The organism is Plantactinospora sp. B5E13 (assembly GCF_039871775.1).
GTDB lineage: Bacteria > Actinomycetota > Actinomycetes > Mycobacteriales > Micromonosporaceae > Plantactinospora.
This window is the reverse complement of sequence record NZ_JBDPLT010000029.1, coordinates 26,171-41,606: the sequence shown is the minus strand read 5'-3', so window position 1 is coordinate 41,606 and position 15,436 is coordinate 26,171. Positions and strand designations below refer to the sequence as shown.

The 15,436-nt window shown below is 71.3% G+C and carries 1 protein-coding gene; it reads left to right on the top strand.

Annotation, left to right across the window (positions count from 1 at the left end):
• Positions 1-83 precede the first annotated feature (83 nt).
• A complete protein-coding gene (locus ABGB05_RS23775) occupies positions 84-15,416 on the top strand; it encodes a hypothetical protein (RefSeq protein WP_347655683.1) in 15,333 nt (5,110 codons plus the stop codon).
• The last annotated feature ends 20 nt before the right edge of the window (positions 15,417-15,436 follow it).

Here is a 15,436-nt window from a genome sequence, read left to right as displayed (position 1 = left end):
GCGGTGAGCGGTTCACCGTGAACCTCCGCGCGGGTGCGTCGCGTCGAACAGGACGAGGTGTCCGGGGCGGCGGGAGGGGTGCGGTGGCGGTACGGCCCGGTGACTGGTCGGCACTCACGCTGTCCGGTGACCCCACACCCGGCGATCCGGACGTGCTGCTGCGGGTCGCCGGCTACCTGGACGTCATGGCCGGCCATGCCCAGACCGCCGACGACGGGCTCGCCGCGGTGTTGCGGCAGAGCGGTGAGGGTGCGTTCGTCGGCAAAACCGCGGACTGGCTGCGCGAGCAGGTCAGCAAGGAGATGAGCGGCTTCATCGCCGGGGTCCGTACCGCCTTCTCCGCCGCCGGGCCGGCCATCCGCACGTACGCCGAGGCGTTGCGCGAGGCGCAGGCCAAGGCGGACCGGGCACTGAGTGAAGCGGCCGGGGCCGGCGACGACGAGGAACGAATCAAAGCCCTCAGGACGGAGGCGGAGAACGCCGCGGCGGACGTGACAACCGCGGCGGGTACGGCCCGGCAGGCCATTCTCGACGCCACCGGACACATCAGGTCCCCGGTGACGCCCAAGTCCGCCTGCGAGATCTTCTGGGAGATCTTCACCTGGCTGACCCTCGTCATCACCGTGGTCGCCATCTTCGTCGGCGGGCCGCTCGGCCTGCTCGCCTTCGCGATGAACGCCGCCCTGGCGGTGAAGGCGACCCTGGACTTCGCGACGGGCAAGACGAACGCACTGGGTCTGGCGCTCGGCCTGCTCGGTCTGCTCGGCCCCAGTACCCGGCCACTGATCGCCCTCGGCGACCTGACCAAGCTGGCCGGCAGCGCCTGGCGCAGCATCACCCAGATCAGCCGAAACAGCTTCACCCTGGCCCGGACCGGCATCAACGACTTCTGGCGGACCGTGTCGACGCTGAGCATCAGCGGCATCATGCGCGGCATCGGGGACCTCGGCGTCACCGTGGCCAACTCGGTGAAGGTCGGCGTGCTGTCGATCCCGCGGATCGTCGGTTCCCTCGATGGCCTGGCCGTCCGGGGGTTCGTGACTCTGGAGAAGTTCACCCTGGTCACCGTTCCGACGGCGGTCACCAGGCTGGGCAACATCGCCAATCAGGGCCTGACCAGACTCGCCGGTCTGACGGTCGACGCCGGCCGGTTCGTCGCCGCCAACGCCGTCAGGTTCGGCAACCTGATGGTGCGGGAGTTCGGCGGCTGGAAGTGGCTGCGGATCTTCCTGCCGCTGGCCGGTCACGAGATCGGCGCCGTCGGCGTTTCCGGGGCGTTCAAACTCGGCGTGCTGGGTCGCGGGCTCGGGATGACCCGATTCGACGGACTGGCCGCGCTCGGCGGTGGCGTCCGGCTCGCCGACGGCCTCACCACGGTGAATGTCGTCAAGCCCGGGAGCCCGCCGCCCGCCGGCGGAATCAACTTCAGCCCGGGCGGGCTGCACCTGCCCGACCTGGTCGAGAAACCACTGATCGGTGCGCCGTCGATGCCGGAACTCAGCTTCTCGGCCCGCGGTATCGACCTGTCCGCGACGCGTGGTGTGCTCGGCGCGCACGACCTGGCGGGGCTGCGCGGTGCCGCGCACGCGGTCGACCTCGGCGCGCTCGCTCGGCTCGACGTACCGACAGGCAACCCGACGGCGGCACTGAACCAGGTCACCATGCCCACAGTGGGCATGCCCGGCTCGGTGACCCTGCCGAACATGCAGATCGGCAACCTCAGCACCACGCTGCAGCGGACCGTCGGCGGCGTGGACGGGCTGGCGAACTTCGGTCATGCCGAGCTGCGCAACCTGCACATGGGTGAGGTCAGTGCGGTCCGGGTCTCGGAGACCGGGGTGGCGTTCAACCTGGGGGCCCCGGAGAAGGCGTTCGGCGCCGCCCCCCTGGCCACCCCCACCCCCACCCTTACGTCCGCGCCGTCGGTCTCCGTCTCCCAGCCGGCGCCGACGAGCGCCGCAGGGCCGGACGTCGTCGCACCGGCACCCACGCAGCTCGGTAAGATCGCCGACCCGACCACCGTCCACCAGGCACTGAATCTGCTCGACGGGCCGAAACCGAGCGCACTCACCGCCCTGACCCGGTTGGATCCGCCGTCGTCCACCGCGCCCACCGGTCTGAGCCGTGATCTTTCGGTGCCCGCACCGCCCCGCGTGGAGTCGGTCGGCGGCCCGTCACCGCAGCAGCTCAGTCACCTGCACGCGCTCGCACAGCTGAAGCAGGCACATCACGCGCTGGCCAACGCCTCCGGGGACGCGCTGGCGGTGGCCCGCGCCGAGAAGGACGTCCGAGTCGCCGAGGCGCTGGTGCGTCGGGCCGAGAGTGGGCTCAAAATCGAAGCCCGGGAACTCTCCCCCAGTGTCGACCCCCCACCGACCCACCCGACCGGTGTGGTCGCGCCAGACCTCGCGGCGGCCAAGGCAGCGACGGCCCCCGACCTTGCGGCGGCCAGTCCCGCTGCGGCGGCGGACGAAGCGATACGGGCTCTGCAGATCCGCTTGGACAACCTGCGCGGACCCGACGCCCCCCGCGCCGACCTGGCCGCGCTGGAGCTGGAGGCCCGGTTCGCGCAGCTGCGCCCGTCGACCTCGGCCGACCTCGCCGACCTGCCTGCGGTGCCCACCCACCAGCCCGGCACCAGCATCGCCGAACTGGAGAGCCGGCTGGCCGGACTACGCGGCACCGACGTATCCGCCCCCGCAGCCCGCCAACTGGAGTGGGAACACCGCCTCAACCAGCTCCGTCCGGGCGGGGCGGCCGAGAACCGCCCGGTCGATCCGGCGATGTTCCCGGACGTCCCGTCCATCTCCCCGATGGAGGCCACCGCCCGGGCCACCGCCGCCGAACGCCTCACCGACCTGGAAACGCAGTTGGCCGACGTCCGCGCCGAGGAGGTCTCCTCCGGCGCCGGGCCGGGGCGGTTCGACGACGCCGGGGCACCGGCCACACCGCGCGCCGACATCCCGGGTCGGTCGGAAACCCCTGACCAGGTGGGTACGCCAGGGCGAACGGAGGGGGGCATCGGCGGCGACGGAGTGCTCGACCTGCCCAGCGTGCCGCGGACCGACCCGGCGGCCACTCCAGGCCCGGAGGCACTCAGCCGACGGTTGACCGAACTCACCGCCGACGCCCGCGGTGTCAAGCTACCCGAGCAGGAACTGAGGGTGCTCAGCACCGAGGTCCGTACCGCGATCGAGCAGGGGCGGCACGGCGACGCGGCCCGAGGACTGAACACGCTGCACGACCGGATCGACCGACAGGCACTGTTCCAGCGGCTCGACTCGTACCGGGCGCATGTCGACGCCGGGCACCACCGCGCAGCGCAGCTGGGCATGGACAAGTCGACCTGGTTGCGCCACGCCATCGACATCGAGCGCGCGACCGCGGCCGGGCACACCGACGAACTGCACCGGCTGCTCAACGCCTACGAGAACGGCCTCGCCGGCAAGCTGGCCGAGCAGAAGCTGAACGACCAGGTCGTACCCGATGTCACTCCCGGCCGTGCCTCCGACGGAGCCGGGTCCGCGGGCGACCTGGACGGATTGCTGGCCCGGCTCGACGTGCTCCGTGGCGACCGTGTTCCCGACCCGCGACTCGCCGGTCTGGAGCTGGAGCTACGCTTCGCCGGCCTGCGCGGCGCCGACGGCCCCGATGGGCCGCTCCCCCAGCTGCCCGACGCACCGACGCTGCCGCCCGGCGCGCTCGACGACCTGACCGACCGGCTCGACGCCCTGCGCACCCATCGGGACGAGTTGATCGGCATGCCGGCGGCCGAGCGTGCCGGGTGGAACGCCGAGTTCGCCCGGGCCGGCGACGCAGCCGCCGACGCGGACGTGTTGGCCCGGTACGAGGCGCGCGTCGCGGCCCTGGAGCGGGAGGCCCGCCTCGCGGAGCTGCGGGGCGGCAGCGGTCCGCTCTCCGCCGACGAGTACCGGAGTTGGCAGGACGCGCTCACCCGGGCCGGCGACAATCCGGCCGCCGTCGACGATGTGCTGTCCCGGTACGTCACCCGGTTGGACGAGCACCGGCTGGACAGCACCGCCCAGATCAACGCGGCGCTCACCTCCCCCGACCATCTCCGCCCGCTCGACTCCCGGCTCGACGAGGCACTCGGCGGTCTGTCTGAGAGCCTGCGGGACACGACCGCGGCGCGGCACACCACCCTCGGGGACCGGTTGGCGCAGCTGCGGGGACCGGACGGCGCGTCGGTACCCGGGCGGGCCGCCGACAACCTACCGACGTCCGGGCCGCGGGCCGGGGACCCGACGATCAGCCACCAGCTCGATCAGCTGCCGAGCGTGCCCCGCGACCTGCCGACGACCCGCACCGACTCCGCCGGCACCGCACCGGCCCGGACCGACCCGTCCGCGTCGACCCGCCCCGGTGCGTCCAGGTCGGACACGACGACTGTCACCGGACCGGCGGACACCCAGTCGCCGACAAAACCGGCGGCGACGTCGCCGGTCACGAAACCGGCGGACTCCCCGACCGGGACCACGCCGGTCGACCGGCCCACCGTGACGCGGCCGACCTCGGCGAAACCGGCGGACGGCCCCTCGGTACGGCCGACACCGACCGGCGGCGGCGAGGTTCTCGAACTACCGGCGCCCCGCCGCCCTGCCGACGACGCGGCCACCGCGCCGCCCGCCGAGAAGATGACAATGCCGCCGCGTGACCTGCTCGGCGACGGCAGACCCGGCGGCCCGACCCGGGTGGTCGAGGTGGACACCGAGCGGTGGAGGCCGCTGAAGGACGCGTTCCGCATCGAACCACCGACCACCGGCGGCCAGCCACCAAAGGTCACCCGACCGCCGGCCAGCGGCGAGCGGGTCGGCGTCGGCTATCGACTCACCGTCACCGAGCAGGACATGCACTTCGAGCTGAAGCTGCGCCTCGACGCCGCGCCCGGCGTCACGGCGCAGGAAATCGCCGAGGTGAAAGCCCGCACCGTCGAAGGGTTGCGGCGCTACGTCAACGCGCCCCGGCAACAGCTGCCCGGGTGGGATGTCCCGATCCGGGTGACCGTGGACTTCGACGACCCGGTCCATGCGCGGGGCGTCATCACGGTTGCCCCTGCCGGCGCCCAGATGTCCCAGCAGACCTGGGCGGCCGGCGCGTCGCCCGCCAAGTACGCCCACGAGATCGTGCACCAACTCGGCGTGACGGACACCGGCTCACCCTCGAACGCCCTGCTGCGCAGCACCCACCAGGCAGAGCACGGCGACCTGATGGGCAGCCACCCGCACGACGTCGAGGATTTTGTGCTGACTCCTCGGGCGCTCCGCCAGATCGCCGAGGTGCTGTCGCCGTACTTCTCGGGTTCCACCGCACCGCGTCCGGTGCCGGCAGCGCTCGCCGGCAACGTCGCCGAGGAGTTCTGGGCCTCCGGCCTGGACATCGCTCCCCCGGTCACCACCGGCGAAGCCACGGTGCCCGCCCCGGCCGGGACGGTGTCGACGCCGTCGGCCACCGCGCCGGCCCCGCTACCGACCGTCATCGGAAGCGGCACGACACCCACGATCACGGTGACCGCGCCGGGTGAGACCATCCAGATGACGGTCCTGGAAGCGACGACGACGGTCGACAGCCCGTTGCCCGGCCTCTACAAAACCCGGCCCGACCTGCTGTACACACCCGACTCCATCGACGACCTCGACAGCCTGATTCGCGGCGTCGAGCAGAGCGTCGCCGACGCGGTACGCACCCGGGTGGCGGAGAACCTGCCGCTGGTGCCGGGGCTGTCCAACCTCTCGGTGCAGACCGGCGAGATCGGGCAGGCGCTACGCGATGATCCGAAGTCCTTCTTCGTCACCGGTGGACGCAGTTTCTCCGTCCAGGACGGGCTGTTCGGTTGGCACCGGGTCACCGTCGCGCCGACCTGGTCGCCGGCCGCGGCCCAGGTCATCGACCAGTCCGTGGACAACGCGAAGTTCGACACCCGCAGTGACCAGTCCGCCGGGGTCAAGCATGCCGCCACCACCGGCGGCTCCGGTTCGCTCGGCGCCGGCACGATGTTCCCCCAGCGGGTCGGCTACGGTGCCGGCGGCGCCGTCGACCTCGCCCTCTCCCGGCCGCTGGAGTCGCTCGAGGACGGCGTCAAGCTGACCGACTCGCACAACGTACGCAGCGGGTCCGGTTCTCACCTGGTGTCCGCGCCGGTCAGTTTCGGGGTCGTCGTGACAGACCCGACCGCTCCGCTCACCGGCCCGAAGGCGGCCGTGCGGAGTCCCGGCGAGTCCGTTCCGGCCGACGTGACGTTCCGGACTGTCGACGACATCGCCAACGCCGGACCCCGCGAACCCGACTGGCTCACGGTCGACCCGAGCAGGCACACGTCGATGCTGGTGGAGAACTTCACGCCGGTACGCATTCTGCGCGCCGGCATCGGTCTCGCCCACGGCACCGACCCGGTCGGTACCTGGAACGACGTGGTCGAGGACGCACTCGTCCTGCTCCGGCCCACCAAGACCGTCGGGCCGGGCACGCTGGGGGCAGGACAGGCCCGCAGCCTGTTCGAGGAGCCTTCCATGATCGGCAACCTCATGCCGGCCCTGGACACGGTGGTCCACCCACCGACGATCACCAGCACGCACGGCGCGCACGCGCTGTCGCTGGAACTCACCGCGACCATGCCGAAGCTGTCCATCCTGGCCGACGTCGCCAAGACCTCCTTCCGCTGGCAGCCGGGGCAGAGCGAAACGACGAAGCTGTCCCACTCGAGCCGGGTCGGCACCGGTCTCTCCCTGATCCCCGCCCGCTGGGCGTTCGGCCCCGGATACGTGCAGGCGCGGCTCTTCTGGGGCTTCCTGCGCTCGATGACCGCCTCCGCCACCCAGGGCGGCACGTCCCGGATCGGCACCGAGTTCAAGGACATTGCCAATGTCCTGGTGGAGGCGCACTTCCGGGTCACCGTCAACGCCGGGCTACGCGAGGTGCCGGGCAGCCGGTTGTTCGGCGAGGGCACGGTCGAGCCGATCACCGTCGATCTGGTGGTACTTGGTCACCTGCCGGCGGCCCGGGTGGCCCAACTGCTCAGCGACAGCAGCGTGCTCATCCCCTCCCCGAGGCAGTGGTACGTGCCGCCGTACGCGCTCGGCGGCGGACGGTCCGTGACCTACGGACTCAGCGGGTTCCAGCAGCTCTACCTGGACGTGACCGGGCTGATCCGGAACATCGAGGGCGGCTTCCTGCCCAGGTTCGGCACGTCCGGCAAGGTCGGCCGGATGGCCACCAGCCGCGCGGCGATCGAACGGCAGGCCAACCAGGACGCGCTGGACCGGGTGCTGTCCGCGGCCGGGTTGCGTCAGGGCCGCAGCAGTCTGCTCAAGACCGGCCTGATCGCCAAGCTCAGTCGTACCAAGAAGATCGGCACCCGGCACGTTGTCGTGCACGTCACGGCCAGCTACACCGATGCCTTCCGGCACCTCGGCACCAGCCGGGGCGACGCGGTGCGGACCACCCACGCCGACACCTTCCAGGAGAAGATCAGCGCTGGCAGCCAGTGGCGAGGTGCCGTGGCGTTCGAGGGCGGCGGCGTGTTCCGGCTGATCGGGAGCACGGCTGGCGCGTTCGTACCCGGAGGCGCGGTGGAACTGCGTGGTCGGTTCGACCGGCAGAGCGGCGCGCAGCTCGGCGGCCAGGAGAGCCGGCTCAGCGGCGGTACGCCGGACTCCCAGGCCTTCGGCAACGACCTTCGGATCACCGTGCAGGTGTACGCGTACACGAAGCGCCTCGGTCCGGACCCGAAGTCCCGCGTCAGGTTCGGTCGGGTGATGCACCAGCGCTCCCCCCGGCCGGTCACCGACTCGGCCACCCGGGTGGTGAAAGCCACCCGCGAGCCGGCGGCCCTGGTCAACGGAAAGGAGTTCACCCGATTCCGGCTGGTCCAGACCCGCCCGGTCACCGTGCAGTTCGACAACGCCTCGGTGCTGGCCCAACCGATCAACCTGCCGACCACGATGACGCCGCGGCCCGATCCGCTGGCGGTCGCGCGGCGGACCCAGCTCGAGCCGACCGCGCTGCGTGAGTGGGTCGACGCGGGGCCGAAGTCGACCGTCAACCGGTGGCTGTCGGTAGAGGACTTCCCGGGTAGCAGCGCCATCGTCGTACTCGCCGACGACGCCCTCCGAGCCGCCCAGGAATACCCCGACACGGTCTCCCGTACCAAGTTGGGCGGCCTACGCGGCGTCGACGGGTTGGCCGAGGGAATGCCGGTCTGGGCCAACATTATCGACCGGCTGGGCGAGTCGCGCCAGATCCACGGCCTCGCCTCGATGCTCGACGGCGTGTGGCACGTGGACCGGCTCACCTCCGCCGAGGACGGCGCGGCCACCGACCTGGCCATCGCGGTCGCGTTGACCAATCCGACGGTGCTGCCGGCGTACGCCACCATCACCAACGAGTCCGCCTCGGTGGGGTCGGTGGAGATCGATGCCGCGAAGACCGTCGAGAAGCAGCTCGCGCTGCGGGCCAACTTCTCGGCGAACGTCCGCCGCGCCGGGACCAGCAACGAGACCACCCACGGCGGTGGTGCCGTCTTCCCGGTCAGCTACGAGAAGGTGCTCTACGCCGGAGCCACGCGGAACACCGAGAGCGTCAGCGGCGCGATCGAACGCAACGCCAACAACCGCAAGGGCAGGCAGCGGTCCTTCCTGGTGGTCTTCGACATGCGGGTGTCGGTGGCCGCGGAGATCACCACCGACCCGGACCGGTACGCGGCCATCCCGCAGTCGCTGCGCACCGGCGAGTGGCTGCACCACCACAAGTCGGTGGCCCGGCACGGCACCATCACCAACGCGATATTCCTGCGGCTGTCCGCCGCAACCATGGTCAAGCTCGGCCTGCTGTCGAAGCTGGCCGGGGACCCCGGCATGATCGGGGCACCGTGGCTGCCGGCGGTGCCGCCGGCCCTGGGCCTGCCGCCCGGGCGCAGCCCCGGTCTGGGCCTCTACACCTTCGACGAGACCCCGACCCTGACCGAGCCGATGACCGCCGTGCTCCGGGCCGAGGCCGCCAAGCTCGGCCCGGACCGGGGAATGGTCAAGAGCCTCCTCGACGCGGTGCAGGGCCGGATCGTGAACCGGTCGATCGGCAAGGTCTCCGACTCGCTCTCCGGCCCCGGGCTCGACGACCCGATGCTGAACCGCCGCCGCCTGCTCTACCTGTTCACCCGCGAGGGACAGGCGCAGCACTGGCCCGCGATGGTCGACGGCGGGGTCTCGGTGCTGCACACGAAGCCCGGCCGGATGACACAACACTCCCGGGACGTACGTCTGCTCGCCGAGCCCATCGGCGAACCGAAGGTCCTCGGGTTCGTCGCCGACCACAACGACCTGGACATCAAGACCACCCACACCAGCGAGCAGGGCGTCACCAGGCTGCGGATGCACGGCGGTACCGTGACCGCCGGGGTCGCCGGCACCGGCGTCTCCAACCACCACGGTGAGAACCTCGCGGTCGGCATGGGAGACACCGTCGGGCGGGTGTCGCAGGTACTGAACGCGCAGAACGACGGGTTCACCACGGTCGACACGAACCTGAGCTCCGGTCGGGGCGTCAAGGCCAAGCTGGAGACGCGCGTCAAGTACACCCTGGCCATCTTCGACAAGGGCGAGCGCGTCGACGGCGACCTGCTGGTCGTACACGACAAGGTGGTCCAGGACAGGTGGGCCGACGACCTCCGGCCGCCGCGGTCCACACCGGCGGACCGGCCCACGCCCTACCGGATCGTCCCGCCGGAGACGTTGGCACCCGGCTGGCGGACGGTCAACGGAATGCCGCTGCCGCCGCGCTTCAGCGCCGAGGACCTCAGCCAGGTTGCGAAGGTGCAACGCGTCGTCGCGAGCCTGCTGAGCGACTCCGCCAAACGGCTGGGGACGACGGGGTACGCGGGGGCGCACCAGATCCACCAGAGCCTCACCCCGGAGATCCTGCTTCCCGGTATGTCAAAGCTGATCACCGCTGGGGGTTTCGACCTGCCGCCGGCGGTCAGCGCCCAGATCTTCGGGCAGAAGGCCGCGATCACCATCAGGCTGCGGCCCGAGAGTGCGTCGCTCGGCGGCGTCAGCTCCGGCGTCTTCCGCGAACACGCGCCGCAGCAGAGCGGTGGCTACAGCACCGGCACCAGCGTGGTGACCCAGAACCTGCGGATCCCCCGCATCCCACTGATCGGGCGGGGCTTCGCCGACGACCCGTACCAGGCGTTGGAGGCCGGTGGGCCCGGCGTCGCCGCCGGTGACACCCAGGCCGCCGCCGAGAGCGGCAGCAACGCCACCGGAGACATGGGCAACGTCAAGCCGGAGAGCCGCTCGGCCGCCGTCGACTACCTGAGCCGGGTCGAGGTCACCGTCTCGCTGTCGTACTCGCTGCGGCCAGCCAGGACGGTGACGAACGCCAGCCAGCCGGACGAACTGGTGAACGTGTCGTTGCGGATGGGCCTGCACGACGCGCGGACGGCGCTGCACATCCCGAAGGACACCACGGCGATAGCCAAGGACTCGCCCGGCCGGGTGGCCGCGTTCGACGAGATCGTCGATCACGAGGCGAAGCTGGCCACGGCGGCGGAGCGTTTCGTCTCCGCCGCCGACCGGCTCGACCAGGCCCGCTACGACGCGTACGCGATCCCGGAGGGCAGCACCGAACGCGTCGCCGCCGAGGCCGAACTGCCCGGGTTGCACCAGGAGTGGGATCAGGCCGGGCAGGCCTGGTGGACCCTGCTGCAACGGCATCACCAACTGCTCGACGACTTTCGGCACCGCTACCTCGGCGTGGCCGAGGGCGCGACGGACACCGACGCGGCGAACCTCGCCAAGCACATTCAGGAACAAACCACCAAGCCAACACCACACACCACCACCGCACCACCGGTCCAACAAGGCACCAGCACAGTGCCCACGTTGTCGACCGGGACGTCGCAGGTGCTGCCGACGCCGGGTGGTGGGCTCTGTCAGCTCTACGCCGCCGTCGGCAGCGCACCTGAGCTGGTGAGCGCTAGGCTGGCCGCCGCAGGACTCGGCACGCCGGCCCTGCACGCGTGGCTCGGCAACCCCGAGGCGGTCCGCGCCCAGATCACCGCCTGGGCTGCCCAGGCGCCTGGGCTGGTGCCGCCGACCACCCAGCTGGGCGAGGCCGCAGAGCTGCTGCGCCGCCTGGTCGAGCAACACCTGCGCACGGTGGGCCCGGACGGCGTGCCAGCGGCAGCACTGGAGGGGTACCGGAACAACCGGGTGCTGCAGTTGCGTGCCGAGGTGGATGCGATGGACCGCGACACCCTGCTGGGCCGGCTACAGGAGGCGGGCATCACGAGGCTGCGCGACCCCGGTCTGCTACCGGCCCTGCACATGCGCCAGCTCTACCTCAACCAGCGAACCGCCGACCTGGTCGCCGCCGGGTGGGATCCGGCGGTGGCCCGCGCCCACGCGGAGAGCCGGGTGCCGCTCAAACCCACGCCGGACGGTTCGCCGCCCCGCGACCTGGCAAACGAGGCACTCTCGATGCGGGCCATGTTCGACTACCTCACCGCCAGCGGTCATCCCGTCGACCTGCGGGCACTCTCCGACGAGACGCTGCGGGACCAGCTCATGACGCACCTGCTCAACCCGCTCCGGCCGGCCGACGCCAGCGAGTTCTCCGCCCTCACCGAGGCGGTCCAACGCTGGCCGGACCGCTGGCAGGACCCGGTCGGCGAGGCCTTCGCGGGGCTGTTGGCCGCCACGTTGGACGCCCGGGTACGCATCCACGCACCCGTTCACACCCAGATACTCGGCCGCGAGGACGCGCCCCTGTTCGACGTGTACCGCCGCAGCGACCACTACCAGGCGATGGTCAACCAACAACCCCCGCCGGTGGAGTCGGCACCACCGAGCGAGCAGCCGGTGGCCGAGTTGGACCACACCAGAGGTCCTGCCGTCGATCCGAAGGGCGCCAAACCGTTCGAGATCGATCCGCCCGGACCCGCCGACGGAAAGACCATCAGCGGAGACGCGCTGCGAACCCAGCAGATGCGCGTCAACCCCGCCTGGATGCCACTGTCCGACTTCACCCCCGAGATCTACGCGGGCCGCCCCGACGCCCACTGGCACTACGTCGTCACCGAGTCGGACGGCATCATGATCGGCAGCGAGGAGATCCTCACCGTCGTCTCCGCCAAGCAACTCGACGACCTCCACGTCGCCATGCACACCAAAAACCCCGACCTCACCCTCGACCAACTCAGGAACAGCATCAACCAACAGGGGCACCCCACCATCGGCGTACGCTTCGACACCGACGGCCGCGCCTACGTGGGTAAGGGACGGATCAGCGGCGAGCTGCACCGCGACCCGGAAACCGACCGATGGGTCGTCGACGACAAGTCCGGCCGCTACATGAGCGAAAAAATCCGCCCCGGACTCGACCCCGTCGACGTCAAACGCTGGCTCGACGGTGTCGCCACGAGACTCAGCGAACAAATGGGCGTACCCGTCGAAGCCCGGCCGTACAAACACACCACCGCCCCACCACCAGCACCAACCACCCGAACCGCCCCCACCCAACAGCAACCCCCGGCCGACACCACCAAACCCACCGAGGCCACCACCACCGCCCCACCAGCGGAGGACCTGCGCGCGCGGTGGGTGGCGTTCAAGGCACAGCGTCTGCAGGCCGAGGGCACCGATCCGACGGCGGCCGAGATCCTCGCCAACGGCCTGACTGCCGACCGCGACACCATGCTCGCCGACCTGGCGACGCAGCAGGCCATGCCTGCTGGCCCAGCCACGACCGCCACCGCTGACCTGAGCACCGCCGCGCCTGCGCCGAACGTCCAGACGGCGACCACGACAGCGACGGCGACGGCGACGGCGACGGCGACGGCAGCCACGACCGCCACAGCCACGACCACAGCAACGGACCCGACGGCAACGGACCCGACGGCGCCCACCGCACTGATCGGGCACATCCCGCCGCCCGGGCCGGACTACCGGATACTCCGCTCCGCCGGATCGGCGCACCTGGCGAAGCTGCACGACGAGGTGCGGCAGCTGATCGCCACGAAGACCGACGGCCAGGGACAGCTCGCGGCCGAAGTCTGGTGGGACATCGCCGGCTTCATCACCAGGGCCCTTGAAGCCCCACCGGTTCGAGCGATCGTCGGAGCCCGCGCCGGCCTCGAGGGCGCCTTCCGCCTCCAGCACTGGATCATGGAACTCGCGACGGACCGTCCGGTGGACGAAGTCATCACGTGCCTGGTGCATGAACTGGCACATCTCGAACAGTTCGCGGTGATCGCCCAACTGCTGGCCACCCGGTCCGGCGATCCGGCGACGGCAGGCATGGTCACCGGTCAACCGGACGTCCAGCGGGAACTGTGGGATCGGCGGCTGCCCGACGATCCGAGATATCCGGCGATGCAACAGGTGTGGGACAGCCACATGGACCCGGCCGCCCGTCAACTCAACGATCTCTTCGTCCAGTTCAAGCTGCTGACCCGCGACGCGCAACAACGACTGTCGGCCGCCGAGCGGATCTACGAGTTTGCACCCCGGGTTCTCGACCGGCTCCGACGCGGCCTGCAACTGCTGGATGTGCAGAACCAGATCGCGCCCCTGCGTTACAACACCCAGCCGGCCGAGATGCAGGCGTTCCTGACCCAGCTGCGGTACACGTCACTGGGCTCGGTACGCGACTGGAGCGGTACGCCCGTCACTCGGTTGGCGCCGCCGGACGGCTACGAGGTGGTCGCCCTGGGTCGGGCCGGAAGTGTCCTCCGCCCGACGGGGGCGGCCACCGAACCGCCCCGGCGATTCGCGCACCCGGACCGGCCGCTGCTCGTCATCGAACTTCCCGACCCGGCTCGGGCCGACCAGGTGCTCAACCAGTTGAGCACTCGGTTACCCGATCGCGCGCTGGTGGAACTGGTCGTCCCCGCCCCGATCAGCGCGGCCAGGGCGCTGGAGCTGTCCCGGCTGCTCGGTCCGGAGCAGCAGCTCGCGCTGGCGCCACACCTGATCGAACCGCCCGGGGTGGAACTGTCCGACCAGTTCGTGTCGTACAGCCGGTTGCACACCGCGACGCTGCCGGCGTTCGCCCGGTACGTCACCGTGCACCACACGCCGCAGTACCCGCAGCTCGCCACCCCGGCAAGCGACCTGCACAACCTCGGCCGTGGCCGGTGGGCGGTCTTCGGCGAGGACTGGCAGGCCACGTCGGTGGGCGACCGGGTCTGGGTGGGGCCGAAGGACGCGACACCGGTGATCGAGGACGGCGACCCACGGGTGGTCATCGGGGTGCCATCCCGGGACACCCCCTGGCCGGCCTGGCAGAACGGCATGTGGCTGGCCCGAATGCTGGCCGGTCAGGAGGGCACCCCGGACGACCCGATCGCCCGGGTGCACCGACCCGAAACACAGCCGCCACCGCCGGTACGGCTCGACGGCAACCTCGTGCACGCCGTCACCGAGCAGGACGCCGAGCTGGCCCGACTGATCACCGGCGAACAGGACCCCCTCGCCGCCTACGAGTACTCCTTCCCCACCCCGTACCCACCGCTCGGGGTCGTGCCGGGCCAGGACCTCTCGTTCACCGTGCACCACCTGATCGACGCGTTGCTCAACGCGACCGACGTGACGCCGACCGAACGGGACGTCGCGGTGCTCCTCGACGCGCTGACCGCGCTGGCCAGCAAGATCGGCTCCACCGACCCGGACGCCCTGCGGAACCTGCTCGCCGCCGGCTACCTGGCCGCGCGGGCGTACGGGATCGGTGGTTTCGGTCCCCGCCGACTCACCGCGGCCTACCGCGCGCTGCGGCTGCTGGAGCCCGACGGGCCCCTGCCCTCAGGACCGACGGCAGCGGCCGACCTGCTCTCCTGGATCGACGGCGTCAACGTGGACACCTGGGCCGCCGACCTTCCGGTGCGGCTCATCCAGGTGTTGGACCGGTTGCGGGAGCCGGGCGTCACGATGACTGCGCTGACCGCCGCCAACCAGGCGGACGCGGCACGGATCCGCCTCGCCCTCGACGGGCTCGCGCGGCTCGACGCCGGTGTCTGGGCCACCGCCGGCCTCGGCCCGCAGGTGGCGCCGATATCGGCCGACGGCGATCTGGTGCTGGTGTACCCGGCCGGCCCCCAGCTACAGCCGGTGCCGCCCGGCGGCACTCCGGTCGACACCGCCGACCAGGTTCCCACCGCGCTGCTGGCGCTCCTCGGAGACCAGGCCCGCGCCCGGCTCACGCCGGACGGGGGCCGAGGTGTCCAGGTACGACTGGTGCCGGTCACCGACACGCCGATCACCCGGAACGCCTTCTACCTCCTCCTGGATGATCTCGCGGACCTCAACGAGCGGCTTGGCTGGCGCGTCGTCCTGGGTGATCCGGTACGCCCCGACGGAAGCCCGGTCCCGTTCACCGAGACGACCCCGGAACCGTCGGCCGACTGAACCGGTGGCCGGGCCTGCCA